This is a genomic window from Mesonia sp. K4-1 (assembly GCF_008017825.1).
Lineage (GTDB): Bacteria > Bacteroidota > Bacteroidia > Flavobacteriales > Flavobacteriaceae > Mesonia.
The window spans coordinates 156,184-180,710 of record NZ_VRLS01000086.1; the positions used below are offsets into that span (position 1 = coordinate 156,184).

Below are 24,527 nucleotides of genomic sequence, written 5' to 3' on the forward strand. Positions count from 1 at the left end.
CAGTATGGTAATCTAACACATTAAATTCTTACCTATTTAAATAAACCCAACCTTTATAAGGGCCAAATTTAGGATCTTTAAGATTTAATAAATAAAAGTAAGTTCCTGTCGGTAATTTTTTTCCTACATTATTTAACCCTTTGTTACTGTTGCCATCCCAAGCATCTACATTATTATCACCTCTATAAATTAGATTTCCGTATCGGTTAAATATCTGAAGTTCAAAATTTTCAAAAATATCATAGAGTCCTTTAATATAAAAAGTATCATTGATACCATCTCCGTTAGGTGAGAAGCCTTCAGGAATAAAAGGTTCACAATGTTCTGTAGAAATATCGAAAAAGTAAATATGCTGACACTTATTAGGTAGATTACTATCTATTCTTACATAAATAGTTTGCGGATTTATGGTATTACTGAATGACAATGGTGAATTAATTGGATTTTCAAAATTGTTTGCATCTAAAAAATTTAAAAAATATCCTGAAATCGATTCATCTGAAGATAAAGTAATCTGTTGTGAAATTTCACTTAGATCAAAATTATTGGAATCAAAACCAGTATCACACTTCAAATCCCCATCAATCTCTGTAAGATTAATATCCCCAACATAAAGAATAAATGATGTAATATCCATGCAGTCTTCAAAATTTGAATTGATTAGGGATGCATAAATAGTTTGTGGGTTGTTAGTGTTTTCAAAATTTGTAGAGTTTCTAATAGGATTAGTCCCATTTTGTGCGTCTGATAAAGTAAGGTGGTAATTAATGTTAACACCTTGTTGATTACTAGTGATTAAACTATTGTTTTGGGTTAAGTCAAAAGAAGCAATACCATCGATTTCATTAGTGTCACACACAAAAAGATCATCTGGATTTCCAGCTATCGGAAAATCGTGAATAATTAGGAAAAAGGAGTCAATTTCATAGCAATCTGGATCAGTTAAAGATTGGATTTTAATAAATATTTCTTGAGGATTCTGGGTGTTTTGATATGCAATAGTATTGGTTATAGGGTTGTTATCATTTTCTGCATCATTTAGTGATAAGAAATAATTTACACTTACATTAGTTTGATTTCCAACAGCTAGATTAGTATTTTGAGAAAAATCAAAAATTTCCACTTCATCGTTGTCCACATCGTCGCAAACTTCCAGATCATTAGGAGGATTTTCGATTGTAGCTATTTTCAAATTAACCAAAGTATCATCTGTATTGTTAGTGTTATCTAATTCTGGAATGATAGAATTTTTTGAGCTATCAAAATTAACTTCTATTTCTAAATTAAAATCACTTGGAATGTTGTTAGGAATGGTCAACACCATTTGAAAACTTTCAGCAGCTCCCACAGGAATAAGGTTAGGTGTGAAAACTTCATTTATAAAAGTATTATTGGCAAAAAACTTTACGGAAACACCACTAGGTAAATCTTCTGTTCCGTTTATATTATCTACGGTATAGTTAACATCTATGTCTCTGGAGTTGCAAGCAGTTTGTGTTTGTATAATTTCAGGATGTGGATCTGGTAGGGTACTATTAAATACGGTAATAATATTGTTGACCATAATAAAATCACCACTAACTCCATTACCTGATGTCAACTCAATATTAGCAGTAGCATCACCGATATTAATATAATTTTCAACATCATAAAAATCTAAATCCATATTGTAAAAATTGCTATCCATCGTAAAGCTATTTGTACCGTTAAAAGCATTATTAGCAGGATTTAGAGGAGGGTTACTTAAAATATTTCCGTTAATTCTTAAGGTTTCATTTATTGCTATTGCAGGATCTTGATCGCCTTCCCAAGCTAAAAATCCAATTTTGCTTCCAAGATTATCAATTACATTGAGATTATTTAATGTAATTTGAATTGAATTTTTAGTCGCTGAAACCGCTTGTAAACCATCATATATATTGATTTGATTAAGAGGTAGAGATAAATCTTCATAGATAATCATAAGAGCCCATCCTCCAAAATTAGTTTTATTTGTACAGTTAGGAATAATGGCTTGAGTTAAATCTAATTCACTAATGGTATATAATGCAGAACCCGTACTTATTACTTGAGATGTAACATCAGCAAAAGCTGAGAAAAAATCTAGATCGCCTGCGCTAGAAAAATTTTCTGAATAACTAAAAGTTCTAGTGGCAGCAACATCAATTCCGTTTAATTTAATATTAAAGTCGCCAGTTCCAGAACCAGCCCAATATAAATAAGCTTTTTTAACTGACTCGTTACTATTTAAAGTAAGGGTTGCAGATGCTGTGGTTTTTATTGTACATGGAGTTGAAGAAGGAATTTCATTATTTTCAATAGGATTGAGAGTTGCACCAATTGCCTTATAATCGTAATTTCCATTTAACTGTTGGTATAAATCTATATTTTGGCTATAGCAGTTTAAATATGAAACTAAAAATATAAAATAGAGTAATGATTTTTTCATAGGGAAGAATTTACTTCCCTAAAGATAGCAATTTTTTTAAGTTATCTTATTAGCGAAAAATTACCTGTAAAAACCTGTCCGTCTTCCAAAATAATTTTGTACCAATAATCGTTAGAAGGCATATTTTTTCCATTATAGCGGCCATCCCAACCTAGAGAACTTCCTTTAAGACCCGCTAAAAGTTTACCAAAGCGATCATAAATATAAATTTTAGCGTTTGATAAATTACTTTCATATTTCCCTAAAATCGTCCAGCGGTCATTGAACCCATCTTGATTTGGAGTAAAAAACTTCATGATGTTTTTAACACCTACTGTTTTTTTCGTAATACCGCAGCCATTGAGATCTCTAACATAAATATTATAGACACCAGGTTTTAACCCATCAAAATAAGGTTCAGGTTGATATGGTCCTAAGCTATTATTTAACGCATATTCGTAGCTTCCAACAGAGCTTTCATTTAAAAGGATGGTTAAACTATTATTTTCAGAAAAATCATTGACATTAACTTCAAAGCTAGCTTTGTTAGATGCTTTTATAGTAATATTTCTTGTTTGGCTGCAGCCGAATTGATCTGTTACCGTTACACTATGAGTAGTAATTTCATTAGTTTCTATGGTTTCGCTAGTTTCTCCACTTGGGCTCCATAGATAAGTATAGTTACTGATTAAATTCGAAGAAATACCAGAATTCAATTCTATTTTTTGTGGTAGGTCTTCTAGGCAATAAATTATTTCAGGTATATCTTCTCCAATAGGAATAGGTTCATAGACTTCTAAATTCACTTTTAAAATGTCATTACAACCTAATGAAGTGTCTATTCGTAAATAAAGTGTTTGATTAAAAGGGTTTTCATTTTCAAAGGAATTTTGATTCTCTATGGGGTTGGTTTTTAAGACCGCATTTTCTAGACTTGTATAAAAAATTCCGTTAAGGTTTGGGTTGTTATTAATTACATTATCTTCAATTTCAGACAAATTAAAAATTTCTATACCTGAATTACTCGTAGGACAAAGACTTTTAGTGATTTCTGTATTTTGTATAATTACCACCTCTAATTCTACTGTGGCTATTTTTGAACAGCCCGTTTGATTGTCAAATACTTTTACATATAGAGTTTGAGGATTTGATGCATTTTGATAATCGGTAATTTTATTAATAGCATTATTTTCATTTTCTGCTTCAGCAAACGTTTCGAAAAAAGAAGCTTCTAGGTTGGAAGAGGTTTCTATATCTGGATTTACTTTGCTATAAATACTTTCTAGGTTAAATAATGAAGTAGGTTGTGAGTCTAAAGAACAGTTTAAATATTCTACATTATTTGCGGTAGGAAAATCATTATAAATTATGGTAGCAATACCTTTAAAAGGGCATTCTCCATTATTAGGCTCGATCTCTAATTTATAGGTGTGTGAATAAGGTAGTGTTTGAGAAGTATCAAAACTAGTATCTAAAGTATTGTCAACTTCTCCGGGAATTAATTGACCATCTTTATACCAGGAATAAGTTGCTCCAGGTATATCTAGATAGGATAAACTATAATTCTGTTGTGGACAAAGTTTAAGTTCTGTAACAATATTTTCATCATTTCCATCTATAATGTTTATCGTATTGAGGAAGAAAGACTGGATGAATGGAGGTAAACCAAAAGTTGAGCTATTTCCCTTAAGGCTAATTGCTCCGTTGGCAGTAGATTGAGAATAGTTAACATTGGCAGCATCAGCTTCTGGATTATTGATTACCGCTAAGACATTACTTCCGATTATAGATTTGTAAATTTTTCCATTTGATGCTAACTGTAATGCGGTTGCAGATGATCCAGTTGCTCCAGGAATAGACTGAATACTGTTAGGAATATCACTGCTTTCTAAGTCCCATTGGTATAAATTAAGTGTGTTTTGTTGAGTAGTTGTTGCATAAGCCTTTTTGGTGTTCATCGAAAACTCAACCCCATAAGCATTAACATTTTCTATTAAAGCAATACTGTTTGAAACTGTTCCTGTGATAGGATCAAAATCAGATAAATAAACACCACCATCATCCAAATCTTCGTTTCCGTTTTGGTTAAATGTCCTAGTATTATGGGCTATTAATATTTTTTCTCCATTTGGAGATGCTTTCATATAGCCTAAAGCACTACGTCTATAGGAAGCTATTGGTATATTAGGACCAGTTTGGGATATGATAGGAGTAGTGTCGATACCAGAAGCATCTATCTTAAAAGCATAAAATTTATCAATAAAATGTGTCATCAACCAGATAGAATTACAATCTGCACCTTTAACAGCTGTAATTTTTTCTGAACACTTATATTTTATTTCTTCAGCATCATTGGGGTCATAAGTGATCAACGGCATGTTTTTTTCCGTGGCAACGATATCACCTAAGCCGCCATTAAGATTCATATCTACCAACGAATAATTAAGACCATTATTAAAGCCATCATCATCTTGCGGAATAGTTCCATTAATATCGGTATAAGCAGGAATAGAATTCCCGCTAGCATCTGCTGGTCCTTGATTAGGGTAGGCATTAGCATTTTCATGATGAGGTTCATCTACTGTGAAAATGTAATATAAATCATCATTGGTGGGGTGAGGAACGATAAGTCCGCTAGAAGTACTGGAAGGGTCACCTAATAATCCTGAACCACCAAAATAGTTGGCATTTGCCATAATTTGGTGGTTTCTATTCCATACTGTTCTTCCGTCGGTATAAAAAAGTAGCTGACCATTTTCATTTGAAATAGAGGAACATCCTTCATTGGTATTCACTTGTCCATTATTTAAAGCGGAAGGAGGAGAGGTGTTAAAATTAACACCAGCATTGTTTCCAAAGTACCAAGTGTTGGCTTCTCCTTGTGCATAAACTCCAATTGAGAATAGAGCAAGAAAGAGACTTAATAAAGATTTCATGGGGCAATTTTCCCCAAAAATAACACTTTTAATTATAAATCTCTCTTTTTAAGCAGTGTAAGTGAGCCCCATATAAATATAGCTGTCCAACCCAAAACGATGATAACTTGATACCAGTGTACTGCATAATCAAACGCAACATCTGTTTGAAGTTGATTAGCAGCAGATTGTATAATATTTAATCGAGTAAGAGGTTGCTTTACCAAATTTGCCATAGATTCTAATGGTAAAAATTGAGAAATATATTCGGTAGTTACGGCATCTTTTAAAATAAGAAAACGTAGAACCCCTATAATAATACTTTCAAAAATCCACCAAACAAATAAAAATCCTAACGCAAAAGCAGATCGTTTTACCAAAACGCCTAAAAATAAACAAAAACTAAAAAAGCCTAAAAGCTTAACGAAGTATGCTAGTAAGTATTCTAAATCAGAAAAAATGATTCCAAATTCAGTATAATCAGAGAAAATTAAACCTAAGATTAAAGAGACTAGAAATATAAAAACGGTTGATATGAGTGCAAAGGAAGCAACTACATAAAATTTAGATAATATAAATTCTTTTTTGCTTAAGCCATCGATTAGGTTTTGTTTAAGTGTGCGATTGCTATATTCATTAGAAATAAGAGAGACTATAACAATTGCTAAGAAAATTTTTAATAGTGCTGCGCAATACGTGTTAAAGTGCCAGATGTAAGGGAAATTAAAAATTCCTTGATCGGCAATATGAATTTCTGCACCAAATAAATTAAATTTAATAGAGGCGATGAGAGCGATCAAGGTAAATAAGCCAAAATAGATAATAGATAATACTTTAGCAGATCTACTGTAGCGTAATTTTTGGAATTCTATTGTGAGTAATCGTAACATCTAGGCGCTTTTTTGGTTGGTTAATTGTAAGAATTGCTGTTCTAAGCTCTCTCTTTTCTTTACTAAATGAGAAAGAATAATTCCTTTCTCTATAAGTATTTTATGAAGCTCTTCGGCCTCCATAGGTTTAGTTAGAATAGCTGTAAAAAAATCATCTTCTTGATTTTTCTTAACGGAATCGAATAAATTAGTTTCCGTTAAGGCATTTTTTAGAACCTCCATATTACTACTTCTCAATTCAAAGAAACCATGATTTGCATTTAATTGATCAACAGGACCGGCATAAAGCTTAACTCCCTTTCTAATTATAACCACATGATTACAAACTTTTTCTACTTCGTCTAGTAAATGTGAAGCCAATAGTATGGTAGTTCCTGTAGAGGCAATTTTTCTTATAATCTCTCTGATTTGATGAATTCCTTGCGGATCTAATCCATTAGTAGGTTCATCTAAAATAAGAATTTCAGGGTCATTAAGTAAGGCAGAAGCAATAGCTAAACGCTGCTTCATACCCAATGAAAAGGTTTGAAACTTACTGTTTTTTCGATCTAATAATCCTACAATTTCTAGCTTTTCCTCAATCTTAGCATCAGTCACATTCTTTATCTTGCATACCAAATCTAAATTTTGGGCTGCTGTCATGTAGGGATAGAAGTTTGGCCTTTCTATAATGGCACCAACTTTTTTTAAAGCCTCGTGTGTGGTATCACTTCCGTCAAACCAATGAAAATCCCCACTAGTTTTATTTACCACATTTAAAACCATGCCTAAGGTGGTAGATTTACCGCTACCGTTAGGGCCTAAGATTCCGTAAACATTTCCTTTTTCAATGGTAAAAGATAAATTATCTACGGCAGTGATGGGGCCAAATTTTTTTGTGAGATTGCTAATCGTAAGAATTGTTTTCAAAATAAGATCGATTTTCTAATACGACGTCTAAGTTAACGTTTTGTTACAGTGATATTACAAAATAGAATGCTATTTTTGAAAAAACCGAAAATCAATGGATGAGAAGTTGATGTCAAAAAAAAAGCCTAGTTTTCCTATAAATGAAAGGCTTAGCAAATATTTGATCAAGCACAATCGAAATACAAAAATCCCTGTTTTCTATGAGGATTTACTTAGGTTTTCGGGTTCGATCGTGGTTTACGATCAACATGATGAAGACACACTTTGGGTACGGTGTTATTATCCAGATCATGAACGTACTGAAATTGACAACAGTCTTAAACGAGTATATACTATTCTACACTCTGATGGTAGTGATGATTCTTTTGAATTTTTAAATGTAGATGCCATTGATTATTGTACATTTGGAAATTCTAAACCTTTCCGGGTTAAAGTGAGAAATATTTTAAATGATAGTTACACTTACTTTTATGTAAAAAAAGCAGATGCTTCTAGAATCTACGGTTTAGAGTTTGAACATATTCTTTCTCCACACCGTATTAATTTTCTTATTTATAAGGAAACTCTTATAGAAGAACACATTGCCGGAATACCAGGTGACGTCTTTATAGAAGAAAAACTACAAGAGTGCGATGAGCGAGAAAAAACACAAATTGCTAAACAGTTTGTGAAATTTAATGAGCGTTGTACCTTACGCTTATTGGGAGACATGCGATCATATAATTATGTTGTGATTCCTACACACGATTTTGATCATGTTGCTTACCAAATAAGAGCCATAGATTTTGACCAACAATGCTATGAGGGTAAATTAAAAGTGTACCGACCACAATTTTTTAAAGAGAATTATGAAATGGTAATGCTTGTGGCTAATAAATTGGAACAAACCTCTATTGAGCAATACAGAAGAGAAGAACGTTCCCAAGTAGCTAAAAGATTAATTACCTCCCAGAAAAGATATAAAGAGTTGATTCGTTGTATGACGCAAGATTCTATTTCTACCGATAAAAATGTAAAAAGACTTAAAGCCGATTTGGTTGAATTCTCTAAAGATGTAAAATTTAGACGAGCAAAAACTATGGGACATATATTAAGAACTGCCTTAGATTTTGTAAAACGCAATTATGTAGATACCAATACTAAAGAAATTATGGAGTTTTGATTTCCGTAATTTTAAAACAAAAAAAAGGCAGCAATCTAATTTAGGTTGCTGCCTTTTTTGATATACCTAAAATTAGTTTTTTTCTTCTTTGTTGAAGTATACTAGGTAATAGTACATCTGTTTTTCTTCGTCCCAGCCCTTTTCTATAAATTTTTCAGCGCTTTCAGGATTAATAAAATCTAACTTAATTTGCATGTTAGTATCTAAATTAATCACACTTTTAATTTTCTTTCTCGCAGAAGTTACTGCAGTATTAGAAACAGGAAACTCGGTTAAATCTTCAATCTTATATTTAGGAGCTTTCTCGGTTTTATAATTTTGAAATTCAGGAATTAAGTCTGGATTTTCCATAACTTCGTTTAAGAAATTATTTTCCTGAAAATTATCATTTTTAGCAAAATGATTTACTGCGCGGTTCATAAACATTACCTCTTGCTGTTTATCTTCTGCAGGTAAAACAACATCTTTAGCAAAATCCTGACAAAATTTTAAATACTTTTTAGTATAGAAATTTTCATCTGCAAATACATCTACTCCCAAAAATTGCTCCAACCAATATTTAGTATCATAGCGGTTAGAATCTATAGAAAGTACCTTGTAACCTTCTTCCTTATTTTTGTTGAAAATAATAGCTCCTTTATCCAACTTATTTAAATTCACACCTTGTTGTAAAATAGCTTCCAGGTTTTCAGATTTTTCTTCAAACTGAAGAAAATCGTGCTTTAACTCAGATTTAAAAATACCCACGGCATCAACTTTCTCGTTATCCAAGAGCATATTTTCAAAATATACTACGTATAATTCTCCGTTTTTAATGTGCGGATGTTTTCCTTCGTTAAAGAGCAGCTGCGCTATTTTCTTCGAATTTTCATGAACAGTCCTGGGATCATTAAAAATCTCTGAACAAGTATTGTATAAATCATGAAACTCCAAATCGGTTTCGTGTACAAATTGATAGTAATTCTCTTCCTTCTCTCTAAACGACTTCAAAAAGTACTCTTTCAATAAAGAGTTAAGCTCGTCACTTATTACTAACGGAGATTGGGAAAGAAAAATCCCTTCATTTCTAGCTTTATTCCCCACGCGGTGAATAGAAAGCGACTCAATTTGAGCATTATATACGTTAATCATAGTGTTCTGTAAATTGAAATATTAATACTTTGGGCATTACCCTGCGGGTCGGGCTATTCGCTATATCTTTTTTAAAAGCTTAGTGCTTCGCATAAGCAGTTAAAAAAGGATGCCGCTACTATCCCTAATGCAAAAAAATAGAGATTGATTTAATTCCAGTTTTCATCAAAATCGAAATCATCTAAACTCTCAAAACCATCTCCTTGACTATACAAATCTTCATCTTCTTCTGCATAAGGATCATCTTCGGCTTCAAAATTTTTATCTGGAGGACTATCAGGTAACTGCCCTTGAACATACATAAGGTTAGGGTAATCTCTGCCATCTTCTGGTTCAGTAATATCGGCCAACTCCACATAGAATGTCCACATACTTAAAAAGTCATACACATAAATGAGCTTGGTTTCTTTTTGAGAAACTACTGTATCTAATGCAGTTTCATTCATCATACGAACAGGGTTGTGCCCTTCGCTCATATCAAAAAGAACAATTTCCTCACCTTGATTCCACTCCTCATCACTCGTATAAAAGGAAGCCATTTCGGTTCCATCAAAACCAAAGGCCTGTGTAATCGCATTGTGTAAATCTTCTAAAGTATCGTTTTCCTCAATCTCGATATCTCTAAAAACATCATCTAACGTATCTAATACGATTCGAAATTTATAAATCATCATCTTTCAAAAATTTGGATTGCAAAGTTAGCTATTTTTTGTCTGAATTTCGGCTTTCTTGCTTTGCAATAAAAGGTAAAATTGAAGACCGAAAAGTACACTGGCAATTACTAAATGTGCAGCTTGGGTAGCAAACGGAAAATCAAAATAATACATCGCAATTCCCGTAAAAACTTCAAGAATAATAAGCAGCATCACCCAGTGGGTAAGAGGGTAGCCTAAATGCTGTTGTTTGTTTTTCCACCAAATAAACATATTTAATAAAAAGACTAAAACAGAAAAACTTCTATGAGCATAAAATTGAAAGTTTGGATTCTCTAGCCATAAATGCTTTTCGTAGCCTATATCTTTGATTTGCATATCTACAAACTGTCTAACCTCGGTACCTAAAACCACTTGAATAAGAGTTAGTACAATAGAAAGTATAAGTAAATTTTTAAATAAGGGATTATAGCTAAAATTTACTTTTTTAGGGCTAGCTAGGTGTAAAATATAAAGAATCAAAGCTACAATAATCAATGCGACTACCATATGTATGGTAATTCTTACCGGAGCCAACACCGAATATACCACCGTTGCTCCTAGCCAAGCTTGAAACCCCATTAAAAATGTAGTAAACCAAGAAAGTAGGGTTATTCTTTTATTTTTTCTCCATTTCCAAATAGATAAAATAGCCGTTAAAAGTACGGCAAGTCCTGCAAGAGCTCCAAAAAGTCTATTAATATATTCTACCCAAGTGTGAGTAGGATTAAAAACGGCATAATCATGTTTGGTATAAAGTTCCCAATTACTTTTATTAAATTTTTTAGAAGATGTAAATTCAAATTTAGAAACTTGTAAAGTTTCGTCTACTATAATTACTTGACCTTTGTGAAAATTTTGCTCTGGATGCCATTCTAATTGAGCACGTTCTGTAGGAGGTATAAAATGACCAAAACATTTAGGCCAATCGGGGCAACCCATTCCGCTTCCAGTCATTCTCACCACTGCACCTGCGATGATGACTAGATAAACTAGAATAAGAGATATTTTAACAACTTTTTTAAACATTTTTGGTCTCCTTAGTGGTTAATCCTAGTTGCGTGCCTTTTTCAATCATGAACGCTTTAGCAGCTTCATATTCATTAGGAATTTCACCATCTAAAATCGCTTCTTTTATTGCGCTTTTAATAATGCCTATTTCTTTAGAAGGTTGAATATTAAAAGTCTTCATAATCTCTTCCCCTGAAACGGGAGGCTGGAAATTACGAACATGATCTCTTTCTTCTACTTCCTTAAGCTTTTGCCTAACAACTTTAAAATTGTTATGGTATTTTTTGTAACGCTTTGGGTTTTTAGTAGTAATGTCTGCCTCACAAAGTGTCATAAGGCTTTCAATAGATTCTCCAGCGTCAAAAATCAATCTTCTTACAGCAGAGTCGGTTACATGATCTTCTGCGATAACAATAGGACGGGAGCTCATGAAAACCATTTTTTGAACGAATTTCATTTTTTCATTCAAGGGCATTTTTAATCTTTTAAAAAGAGAAAATACCATTTTAGCTCCTACAAATTCGTGACCATGAAATGTCCAACCAATTTTTTTGTGAAACTTTTTTGTGGGTGCTTTACCAATATCGTGTAGTAATGCTGCCCAACGTAACCAAACGTCGTCTGTATTTTTAGCAATATTATCTACAACTTCTAAGGTGTGCCAAAAATTATCTTTATGACGTTGTCCTTCTTTTTCATCAATACCTTGTAAAGCCGATAATTCTGGTAATATAATGGGTAGTAATTTTGTCTTTCTAAGTAATCCAAATCCTATAGACGGAGTATGAGATAATAAAATTTTATTTAGCTCATCTACTACACGTTCTTTAGAAATAATTTTAATGCGTTTGTAGTGAGTAGTAATAGCATCTAATGATTTTTCTTCTATTTTAAAACCCAATTGAGAGGCAAATCTAATGGCACGCATCATTCGTAATGGATCATCTGAATAGGTTACCCCTGGCTCTAGAGGTGTTTTGATGATTTGGTTTTTTAGGTCTTCCAATCCGTTAAACGGATCTAATAATTTTCCAAAGCTGCTTTTGTTTAACTGAAGCGCTAAGGCGTTAATCGTAAAATCTCTTCGGTTTTGATCGTCTTCCAGTGAACCCGATTCTACTTCGGGATTTCGACTATTTTCGGTGTAAGATTCTTTACGTGCTCCAACAAATTCAATCTCCAAATCAAACGCTCTAAGCATGGCGGTACCGTAGGTTTTAAATACTTGTACCTTTGGTTGATGAGGCAATAGTTTTGCTACTTCTTCCGCTAAGGCTATTCCGCTGCCTACAGCAACTACATCTATATCTTTGGCATCACCTCTTTGTAAAAAATAATCTCTAACAAACCCACCGATTGCATAGGTTTCTAGAGAGAGATTATCTGCTGCTTGGGTTATATATTCAAAAACTTTATGTGATAATGCTTCTTTATACGTTTTCTCTTCGGGCATTTTATTTTCTAATAATTTGCACTTTTCCGTCTAAGGTCAATTTAATAATTGTTGAGGGTTTAGCGCTTTTATTTGCTGGCTGCAAATTTACAACATAGTCTACTCCTTTTAAAATTTCGGGACTTATTTGATCGAAAGATTTTGGAGTAGGTTGACCGCTAATATTAGCTGAAGTAGATACGATAGGGCGTTTAAATTTTCTTATTAATTTATTGCAAAACATATCCTTGCAAACTCTAATGGCTAATGAATTGTCTTCGGCAATTAAATTTTCAGCCACTCTAATAGGGTCATCAAATATTATCGTTGTAGGTTTTGCCGCAAATTTTAAGATATCATAAGCGACTTCTGGTATTTCTTCTACATATTGATTAAGCATCTTATAATCTGAAACTAAACAGATAAGAGATTTGCTTTCTGCTCTTTTCTTTAGTGCAAAAACTTTCTCTACTGCCTCTGCATTGGTGGCATCACAGCCAATTCCCCAAACCGTATCGGTTGGGTAAAGTATAAGTCCGCCTCGTTTTAAAACTGTTAGGCATTCGTGAATTTCGTCTATCATGATAGATTATTTATAGTTTGATTTTGTTTTAAGGATAATGAGGTTGGAGCTCCTCGCAGTAATACAAAAAATAGCTTCCAGTATTTAGGTTTTAAGATGCTCGAGAAAAAGTAACGAATAATATAATATCCTAACAATAATTTGTATTGAATAAATCCATAATGTTTTCTAATATAGTAAAGTAGAGATATTTTCTGTTCGATTTTTATAAGAATGTTTTTTTTAGTGCTAGCACTTTTATAATGAATGTATTCTAAATCTGGAAATAAATATGTGCTAAGATTTAATTGCTTAAGTAATCTTCTAGAAACATCGGACTCTTCATAGTAAAGAAATAAATTATCATCGAATCCACCAATTTGATTAAAAGCATCAGCTCTAATAAACATATAAGATCCCTGAACATAGTGAACTTTTGTAGGTTTTTGATAACGAACCTTTCTATTTAAATAAGTTTTAGGGAATAATTTTTCTAGTAAAGGTCTTCGCAAAATCTCTCTCCCTAAGGAAGAAAAGTGATCTATAGTTACTCTGAAATTTTTATCTTGATCTAACATTTGAGGTGAAACAATACCAATTGTCTCATTTTGATTCATGAAATTCATTAGACGTTGTAACGAATTCTCAGAAACATGTAATGTATCATTGTTAATAAATGCATAATAATTGCAAGGACTAGATATTTGTACACCTAACATATTTCCTGCTCCAAACCCCACATTTTTTTTACTTCGAAAAAGCTTTAGTTGTGGTAGATTTAATTTTTTAAACTCTTTTAGCAACCATAGATAATCGTCTTCCGCGGAAGCATTATCTACTACAATAATTTCGTAATTAGATAAGTGATTTTCTAGTGTAATTATAGATTTTACACAAGCTAAAGTATACTTTGCTGTGTTATAATTAATAATAATGCAGCTAACATCTACAGGTTTTATATTAAAATTGGTTTCCATTTTTTTGAGATGATTTCTAAGGTATAATTTTTAGCACTTTCTTTTGCTGCAGTAGCCATTACTTCAGAAAACCCTATTTTTACTGCAGCAGTAATGGTTTCTTCTAAATCTCCTTCAGTGAAAATATAACCTGTTTTATTATTGATAATTTCTTTTGGACCTGCGTGATTACTAGCTATAGGAATTGATTTTTGAGCCATTGCTTCAATAAGAACCATACCAAATAATTCTTCCCACTTTTTTGTTTTCTTTGAGTTTAATAGAAAAAATTGATGTTGATTGAATTGAGTGGCCAACCTCCCTTTATCTGTAATTTTAGGATAAAAACTAATATTTTTAGTTTTATTAGCAACTTCTTTCACTTTGCTTTCTAATTTTCCTGAACCAATGAGGGTTAAATTTAAATTAGAGTTTTTTATAAAGAAATCTAAAATCTCTTCAATTCCTTTTTCAGGAGTTAACCTACCTACGTATAAAAAAGTATTGAGTTCTTTATCCTGTTTATAGTTTTTTAAAAAGGCTTCGTGTAAACTATGATTAACAACACTTATTTTACTTGGTGATAATTGGTAATTTTCTAGGATACTGGTTTTAGTTTGTTGAGAAACAGCAAAAACATGAAGTACTTTCTCTTCTAAAAAATATCGCCAGTTTTTATAAACTTTTTGTTTATTAGTGGGCTTAGGTTGGAAACTTTTATCCCAGCATGTCCAAGAACTGTGATAATATATTTGGTGTTTTTTTAGAATAAATAATAAACGACCTAATTTATGATCAAAAGGAGCAATACCTAGAACTATTTTTTTATTTTTGGTAAATAATAGTTGAATAAAAAAGCCAATATTTATAAGTTGTTTTTTGAAAAGTAAAGGTTTACCTTTTATTAGGCCTTTAAATAGTTTACCAGCAATAGAAAACTCTCTGTGTTTTAACTGTAAATTTTCTTGGTGCAATAGATGTGCTAAACCTAAATAATGGCTTTCAGCACCATTTTTATGTAAAATATAAACAACATTAGTATTCATAGGCGTTAACTATACTGCAAACTTACTATTTTAAACGATGATGATTTACGATTGCTTTATCTTTTTTAATAAATTAGAAGTATTGAAATTTCGGTTTGATACGCTTTGCTATGGTGGATTAAATATATTGGCTGTAGCCGATGAGATAAAATCAGAGAAAAAATAGTTTCTTTATAGTTGAAAAGTTTCAACTGCCTTAATAGTATAAATTCAACCTGCTAAATTAATTGATTTTTTATTTTAATTGATCTCCATGAAAGTAATTTTTTCAGAAACATCCCCTGTAGAAAAGAAAAATGTCAAGCATATTATCAATAATTTTAAAACAGAAGGTGAGGCTTTTGGAGAAGCTGCACGGAATGTAATTCGACTTTTTACTATCAATGGAACTCTAGTAAACGTAAAATCGTTTAAAATACCCAACCTGATAAATCAAATTGCTTATCGTTTTTTTAGAAAAAGTAAGGCTCAACGCTCTTTTGAATATGCCCAGCATTTAGAAAAATTAAATATAGGCACTCCTAAGCCTATTGCTTATTTTGAGGAAAGTACTTTTCTCTTATTTAAAAGTAGTTATTATGTAAGTGAACATTTAGATTGCGATTTGACTTATCGCGAGTTAACCAAAGATTTAAATTTTCCTAATCACGAAGAAATACTTAGAGCTTTTACAAGATTTACTTATCAGCTTCATGAACATAAAGTTCTTTTTTTAGATCACTCTCCAGGAAATACATTAATTAAGTTAAATAATGGGAATTATCAATTTTACTTGGTTGATCTAAATCGTATGAATTTTAAGAGTTTGAGCTTGGAAGAGCGTATAAAAAACTTTGCTCGATTAACCATACATAAAGAAATGGTAGAAGTTATGAGTGATGAATATGCTAAATGTATAGGTGAAAACAAAAATAAAATTTTTGAAATGATGTGGAGTAATACTCAAAAATTTCAAGAAAAATTTTATAGAAAAAGAAGATTAAAGAAAAAATTTAAGTTTTGGAAAAAATAAGTATTCCATACATTTTAAAAATTATCTGGTTTAGACCCTCAAAAGTTTTAAAGCTTATAATTGCTTCTAAGAATAGGGATAATGTATATGTTTTACTTTTTTTGGGAGGGATTGCATATTCATTTTATAAAGCTATTAATAGGGGAGAATTAGGTTTCTCATCTATTTACCATATGGTGATTTTTAGAGGGATTTTAGGAGGACTTTTAGGCTGGTTAGTTTTTTATATTTTCACGTCACTTTTAAGTTTTACGGGAGAATGGATAGGAGGAAAAGCAGAGGGAGATCAATATAGAACAGTTTTGGCTTGGTCTATGATACCAGCCATTGTAGGTTTATTTTTACTTATTCCTGGTTATATGATTTTTGGAGAGGGTTTGTTTTCTAATACTCAAGAAATCTATCAATTTGAATATATTTCCTTTTACTCAGGTTTCAAAATTTTATATTTTATCTTGAATGTATGGTCAGTAATTATTTTTATAAAGGGAATAAAAATAATTCAGAATTTTAGCACGTTAAGAGCTATAGGAAATCTTTTTCTGCCAAGCTTAGCTTTGGCAGCAGTCTTCTTAATATTATTATTTACCTTTAACTTAATTAATTAAATATTGATACTCTAGAAAAAGTTACTTGATACCTTTTCTAAGAAGCCAAATCTTTAAATAACGTGTAAAAATAGAATATGATCTAAGAAAGGCAATGGTTAGACCAGGGACTCCGTCTCTAAATCCGCTTTGTAAAAGATAGTGCTTAAAAAACCCCCAAAATGGTTTAACAATAAAATGGTAAGCAGTTATTTTATCTATTTTTTCATTATAATCTAATGCACGCCACCAAGCATATTTGTTCACTTTCTCAATATGATTGTCAAAACTGGTATAGGTATAGTGAAGAAACCTACTATTTAGTTTTCCAATATTTCCATCAGAAGTAATTTCTTCGTGTACTCTTTTATTATTGTAACGACATTCATCTCTTTTAAATAGACGAATAACTTTATCATTTTTCCAACCACTATGATTAATGGGTTTACCCATAAAGTAGTTTTGTCTTCCTATCCAATACCCGACTGTATCTTTAGATGGGTTTTTAAGAACGTCTAAGATTTCTTGTTTTAACTCAGGAGTAACACGTTCATCGGCATCAACTAATAAAATCCATTGATGTTTAGCCTGAGGGATAGCCCAGTTTTTTTGGGAAGAAGGGTAATCAAATTTTCGTTGTAAAACGACATCTGCAAGAGTTTGAGCTTTTTCGTAAGTGCCATCAGTACTAAAACTATCTACCACCATGATTTCATCGGCAAAATCTACAGAAGCTATTACTTCTTCAATATTGTGAATTTCATTTCCGGTAGGTATTAGTGCTGTAAGTTTTTCCAACTTTTTTAATTATTGCTTTATACTAATGAAAAATTTTAATCTTAAACCAATGACAAATTTATATCAAACAAAAGATACTACATAACAAAGATGTATTTTTCTTAAAATGGTTGCGGCGATTTATTAACTTTTTTTGACTTTAATCAAGCGACTTGGTAAAAATCACTATTTTTGTGGCTATAAAATTAACCCAATAAATTCTTGAAGTTGAATAATAGCATCCATATATCAGTTATCATTAGTACCTATAATTCCGAAGATTGGTTAGAAAAAGTTCTTTGGGGATATGCTTGTCAAGATGATGCTACTTTTGAAATAGTAATTGCTGATGATGGTTCTAAACAACCTACGTTTGATTTGATAGAACGTTTACAGAAAGAGGTTTCTTATCCTATTCAACACGTTTGGCAAGAGGATGAAGGTTTTCAAAAATCAAGAATATTAAATAAGGCAATTTTAGCGTGCAAAGCAGATTATATTTTAATGAGTGATGGGGATTGTATCCCGAGAAAAGATTTTGTTTCTACTCATTTAAAATATCGTGAAAAAGGTTACTTCCTATCGGGAGGATATTTTATGTTGCCTATGAACATCTCCAAAATAATCACCAAAGAAACTATTTTTTCTCAAGATTGCTTTAAAGTTAATTGGTTGAAAAAAAATGGTTTATCTTCTTCTTTTAAAAATAATAAGCTTAGTGCTAATGGTTTCATGCAAGGTTTATTAAATAAAGTGACACCTACGAATGCTAGTTGGAACGGACATAATGCAAGTGGTTGGAAAGAGGATATTTTAGCAATTAATGGCTTTGATGAACGTATGCAATATGGAGGTCAAGATAGAGAATTGGGAGAGCGTTTAATGAATAAAGGTATTAAGTCTAAACAAATTCGTTATTCTGCCGTGTGCATACATTTAGACCATCCAAGAGGGTATAAAAACCAAGATTCTATTGATAAGAATTTAGACATTAGAGCAGAAACTAAAAATAAGAATAAGACTTGGACCAATTACGGAATTAAGAAAAACTAAATTTCTTTAATTTCTTTTTGACCTTCAGCTAAGTGAGGTAATTGAATATAATCTCCTAAAATCTTATTGTATTTTGACGGATGAAAATCTTTTCTTCCGTCAGACGGATAAAAAGTCATTTCACCAAAAATGGTTTTATTTTTAATAGAATATAGGTCAACTCTTACAAAAGGAAATTTATCTGCTAATGTTCTCGCAGCCCAAACCATTTCTTCAAAATTCTCTGGTTGAGTCATTTCTCCTTCATATACTTTATTTTCTTTATTATAAAATTCTAGTTTGTTCCATTCTAAATCATAAAAAGCACGCTGATCATTAATACCTCTTTCTACATCTATTTGCAAAAACTTAGGCTCCCCATTAAAACAAAAAAACTTGTAATCTAAGATAACATCTTTATCCATTTCTGTAAGAAACTTCTCGGCAATAAGCCTTGGCGGAACATTCTTATAAGCCCACTCAAAACCACCTCTAAAATATTGATTTTTGCTCATCCATTTATTCATGAGAAAACGAGCTCTTTTTCGGTTTAGCGTGCTTTTATCTTTTACAATTAAGTTAAAATGAAAACCATGAACTCCTTTAATTACAAATTGATGTGGAAGTTCATCAAAATTCACTTTTGAAGCTTTATCGTAAACAGCGATAAGTTCATTAAGGTATTGAGCACCTATTTTTTCTTTTACATATTCCCGAACAGAATATTTATCTACCAATTGAGTTAATATATCGGGGTGATAATAAGTTTTTAACCATTGTATTTTTTGGTTAAATTCTACAGGATTATTAAGATCAAGTTTTTTACCTAAATAGTACTCATAATAAATAGGGATATAAGTTTCGGGAGGAAGAAACTTCATCTTTTTTAAAATTCCGTAAAGTAATTTTTTAACTCCCATTTAAACTAGTAATTGAATTTTTTATAAAATTAACTAAAGTTTTCTTTATTAACTCAGGTTCAAATTTAAGGTAATATTCTTTTTGATTCTTTCTAAAGTCTTTTTTATTGTAATTTTTAAATAATTGAGGTTCAAAATCTCTTAAATGAACATTTAAATTATGGTCATCCTCATCGTTTGCACCCCAAGTTTCTTTTCTTATCCAAGGTGAAAAAATTGCAAAACTAGGAATGTTTACAGCTTTGGCCATATGAATGGCTCCTCCTTCGTTGCCTATCATGGCATCACAAAAAGACGTAAGTATAATAAATTCTCTTAAACTAGGGGCGTAAAAATTAAGTATATTATTTTGTGTTTTTTGAGAACAATAAGACTTTAAGGTATTTACCTGATCTTGTTGTTTGGGAATATAATTGAATAAAAATTTAATATCTTTAAAGTGATTAACCAATTCATCTAATAATTCGGCTAAATAAGGAAGTGGATAGGTTTTGCTAGGAGAACTGCCTAAAATATTGACCATCACCACAGGATCTTCTTTTAAAGACAATTTTTCATTTTTTAGTTTCAGTTGTAACTGATCCTTCTCTTTTTCAGTAATAAAAATTTGTGGTTCAACCTTGTAATTGATGTTTTTTACAAACGGAGTTAGCATATTGAGTCTATTCTCATAAGCTAACGGAATGCCGTGATTCCTCACTAAATCCATTCCCGATTGGTGTGTATATGCCCAATTAAGATAGGACTTTGATTTTCCTATTCTAATCTTTGCTTTAGAGAAAGATGTAATAAATGCACTAGAAGTTTTGCTATAAACATCTATTACAGCGTCATATTTTTCTTTACGGATTTCTTTAAGAAAACGATAAAACTGAAGCTTGCTATTTTCAATTTTTGGTGTAAATAAAACCAATTTGTCAATAAACGGATTGTTTTCAACTACAGGGACTGTGTGGCTATTGACTAAATAATGTAATTCAGCAGAAGGGTGTTCTAGTTTTATAGCTTCACAAAGAATAGAAGAGGTAAGAACATCTCCAATCATTTTCTGCTGAATTACAAGTACTTTCATATTATACTGCTACATCATAAGTTCGTAAGGCATCATTTAAAGATGTCTTTTTATTTGTGCTTTCTTTGCGTTGACCAATTATTAGAGCACAAGGGACCTGATATTCCCCAGCAGGGAATTTCTTTGTATAACTCCCAGGAATCACTACAGATCTAGCTGGAACAATTCCCTTCATTTCTTTAGGTTCAGCTCCTGTAACATCTATAATTTTGGTTGAGGCTGTTAAAACCACATTAGCTCCTAATACAGCTTCTTTTTCAACACGAACACCTTCTACGACAATAGATCTAGACCCTAGAAATGCATTGTCTTCTATAATTACTGGAGCAGCTTGCAATGGCTCTAAAACACCACCAATACCAACTCCGCCAGATAAGTGTACGTTTTTACCTATTTGAGCGCAACTACCTACAGTCGCCCAAGTATCTACCATAGTACCTTCATCTACATACGCACCAATATTCACATAACTAGGCATCATAATCACACCGCTAGAAATATAAGCACCATGTCTGGCCACTGCATTTGGGACTACACGTATTCCTTTTTCTTTGTAACCTGTTTTTAATGGCATCTTATCGTGATATTCAAAAATACCCGCTTCTAAGGTTTCCATTTTTTGGATAGGGAAATATAAAACAACAGCTTTTTTTACCCATTCGTTTACTTGCCAACCTTCTGTTGTTGGTTCTGCACAACGTAATTCTCCAGCGTCAATTTTATTTATTACTTCTCTAATGCTATTTTGCGTAGACTCTTCTTTTAAAAGCTCTCGGTTTTCCCAAGCTTCTAATATATGTTGTTGAAGTTTTTCCATAGATTTAAAAATTTTGCGTAAATATAAGGCTTCCATATAAATATTATAGCAATACTAAGAGAAGTGTTACCTTTGCAAAAAAAATTTTGATGGCAAGAATCCTCGCATTAGATTTTGGAACTAAACGCACCGGAGTAGCAGTAACCGATGAATTAAAATTAATCGCCTCTGGTTTAACTACGGTAGATACTAAAGAGTTAATGCAGTTTTTAAAGGATTATTTCCGTAAAGAAAAAGTAGAGCTAGTGGTGGTGGGAGAGCCCAAACAAAAAGATGGGACAGCCTCTCAAAGTGAAGTTTATATACAGTCCTTTTTAGAAGAGTTCGCTAAACAATTTCCTACGATGCCCGTAAAAAGAGAAGACGAACGTTTTACTTCTAAAATGGCTTTCCAAACGATGATCGATAGCGGTCTTAAAAAGAAACAACGCCAAAATAAAGCGTTAGTAGATGAGATTAGTGCCACAATTATTCTTCAAAATTACCTTTATAACGTATAGTATTTCTCTCTTTTAATTTAAGATTTCAAATCACTACCTTTGCAAAAAAGAATTAAAGTATCTTATATATGATTTTACCTATTGTAGCTTACGGGGATCCCGTTTTAAAAAAGCAAGCGAAAGATATTACAGAAGATTATCCTAAGTTAAAAGAACTTATAGAAAATATGTGGGAGACCATGTATGGCGCTTACGGAGTAGGTCTAGCGGCACCACAAATAGGTCTTCCTATACGCATGTTTATCATAGATACATCTCCTTTTGCAGAGGATGATGATTTATCTGAAAATGATAAAGAACAGCTACTAGGACTCAAAAAAGTATTTATAAATCCGCAAATCACTGAGGAAACTGGAGATGAATGGGCCTTTAATGAAGGTTGTTTAAGTATTCCTGAAGTGCGTGAAGATGTGTTTAGAAAACCAAATATCGTTATAGAGTACTACGATGAAAACTTTAAAAAGCATACCCAAGAGTTTACAGGTTTAGCAGCAAGAGTCATACAACATGAGTACGATCATATTGAAGGAATTTTATTTACCGATAAACTTTCAAGCCTAAAAAAAAGATTAATTAAAGGAAAATTAGAAAATATTTCAAAAGGAAAAATAAGCATTGATTATAGAATGCGTTTCCCAAAAGTAAAAAAAGGGCGTTAAAATTTTTGTGATTACCTACAGAGATTAGATATTTGCCACCCAAAAAAAATAGAAGATGAGTTTAGACAAAGTTTTAGCAATTTCAGGGAAACCGGGATTATATGAGTTAAAGGCACAAACCAGAGGAGGTTTTGTAGCAGAAGCATTAGCAGATGGTAAAAAACTATCGGTATCTGTGAGACATAATGTAAGCATGTTAAGTGAAATTGCTATGTATACCTATACAGAGGAAGTTCCGTTAAGAGAAGTTTTTCAAAAAATAGCTGAGAAAGAAGATGGGAAAGAAGCTATTAGTCACAAAGAATCGAAAGCTAAATTAGAAGAGTATTTTAAAGAAATTTTACCAGAATATGATGAAGATCGTGTATATGTAAGCGATATCAAAAAAGTTTTTCAGTGGTATAATATTTTAATTGGCGCAGGAATGAACGACTTTTCTGCCCCAGAAAAAGAAGAAACCACTAAAGAAGAAGCAACTACAGAAGAAAACTAACATTTCTTTTTTTGTTATATAAATAGAGCCTTGTTGAAAAACAGGGCTTTTTTTATGGCATTCCCTTCGGGCCGGGCTTTCCGCTATAGCTTTTTCGCCGCAAAAAAGCGATTAAAAAGGCTGCCGCTTCTATCCCTAATGCAAAACGATATAAAGTAAAATATACTTACATTTAAACTTTTAAATTTACCTTTATGACTACAAGAGAACAACAACTCAAAGCATTTGATAGACTGCTAAGCATTATGGATGAACTTAGAGAGCAATGCCCTTGGGATCGTAAGCAAACTATGGAAACGCTCCGACACTTAACTATCGAAGAAACGTACGAGCTAGGCGATGCTATTTTAGATAATGATTTAGAGGAAGTGAAAAAGGAGTTGGGGGATGTTTTGTTACATATAGTGTTTTATGCTAAAATAGGAAGTGAAAAAAATGCTTTTGATATAGCCGATGTAGCAAATTCTATTTGCGATAAACTTATCGATAGACATCCACATATTTATGGAGATGTAGAGGTAGCTAACGAAGAAGAAGTAAAGCAAAATTGGGAAAAGTTAAAGCTTAAAGAGGGTAAAGAAAGTGTGTTAGAAGGGGTGCCAAGATCTTTACCAGCTTTAGTAAAAGCAAGTAGAATACAGGATAAAGTTGCAGGTGTAGGGTTTGATTGGGAAGAACCACAACAAGTTTTTGAAAAAGTTAAAGAAGAGCTGGAAGAATTACAGCACGAAGTGAATAGTCAAAATCAGGATCTTATTGAAGCGGAGTTTGGTGATGTCTTGTTTTCTATGATAAACTATGCTCGTTTTTTAAAGGTAAATCCAGAAAATGCTCTAGAAAGAACCAACAAAAAATTTATTAAACGATTTCAATACATTGAAAAGAAAGCTAAGGAAAACAGTAAAGAATTAAAAGATATGACCTTGGCCGAAATGGATCTTTTTTGGGAACAGGCAAAAAAAATATAAACTTAGAAGCTAAAATGGAACAGAAAATAATTCAGAATACAATAAAAATAAATGCTACACCTCATCAAATTTGGGAGGTATTAACTTTAGCCGATCATACTCAAAAATATATGTATGGATGTAAAGCTATTTCTACTTGGGAAGAAGGAGCACTTTTAAAGTGGGAAATGCTACACGAAGGGAAACTTTTTATTCCTGTAGAAGGAATAATTCTCACTATAGAAAAGCCTTTTGTATTAACTTATACGGTTATTGATCCTTATGCAGATTATGAAAATATCATTGAAAATCATTTGCAGGTTAATTATCATATAGAAGCCATTAATGAGAATGAATCTAGGTTGACTATATCACAGTACGGTTTTGAGACAGTTGAAAGTGGAGAAAAACGCTATGAAGAAATTTATAATGACGGTAAAGGTTGGGAGTCTATTGTTCAGCAAATAAAAAATTTAGCAGAAGCTCTATAGGCAGAACCTAAACTATTGATTCTTCGTAAGTTTTTATATAAAATTAAGACTACAACGGTCAATTAAGTTAATTAACCCTAAGAATA

The 24,527-nt window shown here is 32.0% G+C and carries 24 protein-coding genes; 9 read left to right on the forward strand and 15 right to left on the reverse strand.

Annotated elements, in window-relative coordinates:
• Positions 1 to 28: 28 nt before the first annotated feature.
• Genes FT986_RS12955 through FT986_RS12970 form a run of 4 tightly spaced genes read right to left on the reverse strand, consistent with a single transcriptional unit; the run spans position 29 to position 7,142 of the window.
• On the reverse strand, positions 29 to 2,449 hold the full coding sequence (locus FT986_RS12955; protein WP_147865418.1) for a gliding motility-associated C-terminal domain-containing protein: 2,421 nt from the start codon (positions 2,447 to 2,449) through the stop codon (positions 29 to 31).
• Positions 2,450 to 2,490: 41 nt separating this feature from the next.
• Positions 2,491 to 5,364: a T9SS type B sorting domain-containing protein gene (locus FT986_RS12960; RefSeq protein WP_147865419.1), complete on the reverse strand. Its 2,874-nt coding sequence runs from the start codon at positions 5,362 to 5,364 to the stop codon at positions 2,491 to 2,493.
• 32 nt (positions 5,365 to 5,396) lie between these two features.
• Positions 5,397 to 6,233 (reverse strand): ABC transporter permease, encoded by an 837-nt coding sequence (locus tag FT986_RS12965; protein WP_147865420.1) that lies wholly within the window; start codon positions 6,231 to 6,233, stop codon positions 5,397 to 5,399.
• Positions 6,234 to 7,142 carry an ABC transporter ATP-binding protein gene (locus tag FT986_RS12970; RefSeq protein WP_147865421.1) on the reverse strand — a complete coding sequence of 303 codons (909 nt, stop codon included), beginning with the start codon at positions 7,140 to 7,142 and terminating at the stop codon, positions 6,234 to 6,236.
• Between the two features lie 94 nt (positions 7,143 to 7,236).
• On the opposite strand from FT986_RS12970, the gene FT986_RS12975 reads away from it, so the two are divergent.
• Complete coding sequence (locus FT986_RS12975) at positions 7,237 to 8,304, forward strand: hypothetical protein (protein WP_147865422.1); 1,068 nt, start codon at positions 7,237 to 7,239, stop codon at positions 8,302 to 8,304.
• A 72-nt stretch (positions 8,305 to 8,376) separates the two neighbouring features.
• On the opposite strand, the gene FT986_RS12980 is transcribed toward FT986_RS12975, so the two are convergent.
• The 7 genes from FT986_RS12980 to FT986_RS13010 all read right to left on the reverse strand — a co-directional run bounded on the left by FT986_RS12980 (position 8,377) and on the right by FT986_RS13010 (position 15,134).
• Positions 8,377 to 9,435: a nucleoid-associated protein gene (locus FT986_RS12980; RefSeq protein WP_111540915.1), complete on the reverse strand. Its 1,059-nt coding sequence runs from the start codon at positions 9,433 to 9,435 to the stop codon at positions 8,377 to 8,379.
• Between the two features lie 149 nt (positions 9,436 to 9,584).
• A complete protein-coding gene (locus tag FT986_RS12985) occupies positions 9,585 to 10,106 on the reverse strand; it encodes a hypothetical protein (protein WP_111541153.1) in 522 nt (173 codons plus the stop codon).
• A gap of 27 nt (positions 10,107 to 10,133) precedes the next feature.
• Positions 10,134 to 11,156, reverse strand: a complete 1,023-nt coding sequence (locus FT986_RS12990) for a heme A synthase (protein ID WP_147865423.1) — start codon at positions 11,154 to 11,156, stop codon at positions 10,134 to 10,136.
• Positions 11,149 to 12,591 carry a CCA tRNA nucleotidyltransferase gene (locus tag FT986_RS12995; protein ID WP_147865424.1) on the reverse strand — a complete coding sequence of 481 codons (1,443 nt, stop codon included), beginning with the start codon at positions 12,589 to 12,591 and terminating at the stop codon, positions 11,149 to 11,151. Before FT986_RS12995 ends, FT986_RS12990 begins: the two co-directional genes overlap by 8 nt.
• A gap of 1 nt (position 12,592) precedes the next feature.
• Positions 12,593 to 13,153: an L-threonylcarbamoyladenylate synthase gene (locus FT986_RS13000; protein WP_111540917.1), complete on the reverse strand. Its 561-nt coding sequence runs from the start codon at positions 13,151 to 13,153 to the stop codon at positions 12,593 to 12,595.
• Positions 13,150 to 14,109, reverse strand: coding sequence for a glycosyltransferase family 2 protein (locus FT986_RS13005; RefSeq protein WP_147865425.1), 960 nt, complete (start codon positions 14,107 to 14,109; stop codon positions 13,150 to 13,152). The genes FT986_RS13000 and FT986_RS13005 overlap by 4 nt, the downstream gene beginning before the upstream one ends.
• Positions 14,088 to 15,134 carry a glycosyltransferase family 4 protein gene (locus tag FT986_RS13010; RefSeq protein ID WP_147865426.1) on the reverse strand — a complete coding sequence of 349 codons (1,047 nt, stop codon included), beginning with the start codon at positions 15,132 to 15,134 and terminating at the stop codon, positions 14,088 to 14,090. Before FT986_RS13010 ends, FT986_RS13005 begins: the two co-directional genes overlap by 22 nt.
• A 253-nt stretch (positions 15,135 to 15,387) precedes the next feature.
• Between FT986_RS13010 and FT986_RS13015 the strand changes: the two genes are divergently transcribed.
• Positions 15,388 to 16,146, forward strand: coding sequence for a lipopolysaccharide kinase InaA family protein (locus FT986_RS13015; protein WP_147865427.1), 759 nt, complete (start codon positions 15,388 to 15,390; stop codon positions 16,144 to 16,146).
• A complete protein-coding gene (locus FT986_RS13020) occupies positions 16,134 to 16,754 on the forward strand; it encodes a YIP1 family protein (RefSeq protein ID WP_147865428.1) in 621 nt (206 codons plus the stop codon). Before FT986_RS13015 ends, FT986_RS13020 begins: the two co-directional genes overlap by 13 nt.
• Positions 16,755 to 16,775: 21 nt before the next feature.
• On the opposite strand, the gene FT986_RS13025 is transcribed toward FT986_RS13020, so the two are convergent.
• Positions 16,776 to 17,531 (reverse strand): glycosyltransferase family 2 protein, encoded by a 756-nt coding sequence (locus FT986_RS13025; protein ID WP_147865429.1) that lies wholly within the window; start codon positions 17,529 to 17,531, stop codon positions 16,776 to 16,778.
• 207 nt (positions 17,532 to 17,738) lie between these two features.
• Between FT986_RS13025 and FT986_RS13030 the strand changes: the two genes are divergently transcribed.
• Positions 17,739 to 18,563, forward strand: a complete 825-nt coding sequence (locus FT986_RS13030; protein WP_147865430.1) for a glycosyltransferase family 2 protein — start codon at positions 17,739 to 17,741, stop codon at positions 18,561 to 18,563.
• Here FT986_RS13030 and FT986_RS13035 read toward each other — a convergent pair.
• From FT986_RS13035 to FT986_RS13045, 3 genes are read right to left on the reverse strand one after another with little or no spacing between them, the layout of a single operon-like run.
• Entirely contained in the window at positions 18,560 to 19,462 is a 903-nt protein-coding gene (locus FT986_RS13035) for an ATP-grasp fold amidoligase family protein (RefSeq protein ID WP_255505972.1), read from the reverse strand. The two genes, FT986_RS13030 and FT986_RS13035, sit on opposite strands and share 4 nt — an antisense overlap.
• Positions 19,452 to 20,534: a glycosyltransferase family 9 protein gene (locus FT986_RS13040; protein ID WP_147865431.1), complete on the reverse strand. Its 1,083-nt coding sequence runs from the start codon at positions 20,532 to 20,534 to the stop codon at positions 19,452 to 19,454. Before FT986_RS13040 ends, FT986_RS13035 begins: the two co-directional genes overlap by 11 nt.
• A gap of 1 nt (position 20,535) precedes the next feature.
• Positions 20,536 to 21,351, reverse strand: a complete 816-nt coding sequence (locus FT986_RS13045) for a 2,3,4,5-tetrahydropyridine-2,6-dicarboxylate N-succinyltransferase (RefSeq protein ID WP_147865432.1) — start codon at positions 21,349 to 21,351, stop codon at positions 20,536 to 20,538.
• An 89-nt stretch (positions 21,352 to 21,440) separates the two neighbouring features.
• On the opposite strand from FT986_RS13045, the gene ruvX reads away from it, so the two are divergent.
• The 5 genes from ruvX to FT986_RS13070 all read left to right on the forward strand — a co-directional run bounded on the left by ruvX (position 21,441) and on the right by FT986_RS13070 (position 24,441).
• A complete protein-coding gene (gene ruvX / locus FT986_RS13050) occupies positions 21,441 to 21,851 on the forward strand; it encodes a Holliday junction resolvase RuvX (protein ID WP_111540925.1) in 411 nt (136 codons plus the stop codon).
• A gap of 68 nt (positions 21,852 to 21,919) precedes the next feature.
• The gene (gene def / locus FT986_RS13055; protein WP_147865433.1) at positions 21,920 to 22,510 is read left to right on the forward strand and encodes a peptide deformylase; all 591 of its coding nucleotides are present in this window, start codon (positions 21,920 to 21,922) and stop codon (positions 22,508 to 22,510) included.
• Positions 22,511 to 22,565: 55 nt separating this feature from the next.
• Positions 22,566 to 23,003: a DUF5606 domain-containing protein gene (locus FT986_RS13060; RefSeq protein WP_111540927.1), complete on the forward strand. Its 438-nt coding sequence runs from the start codon at positions 22,566 to 22,568 to the stop codon at positions 23,001 to 23,003.
• Positions 23,004 to 23,197: 194 nt separating this feature from the next.
• Entirely contained in the window at positions 23,198 to 23,971 is a 774-nt protein-coding gene (gene mazG / locus FT986_RS13065; protein WP_147865434.1) for a nucleoside triphosphate pyrophosphohydrolase, read from the forward strand.
• Positions 23,972 to 23,985: 14 nt separating this feature from the next.
• Positions 23,986 to 24,441 carry an SRPBCC domain-containing protein gene (locus FT986_RS13070; protein WP_147865435.1) on the forward strand — a complete coding sequence of 152 codons (456 nt, stop codon included), beginning with the start codon at positions 23,986 to 23,988 and terminating at the stop codon, positions 24,439 to 24,441.
• The last annotated feature ends 86 nt before the right edge of the window (positions 24,442 to 24,527 follow it).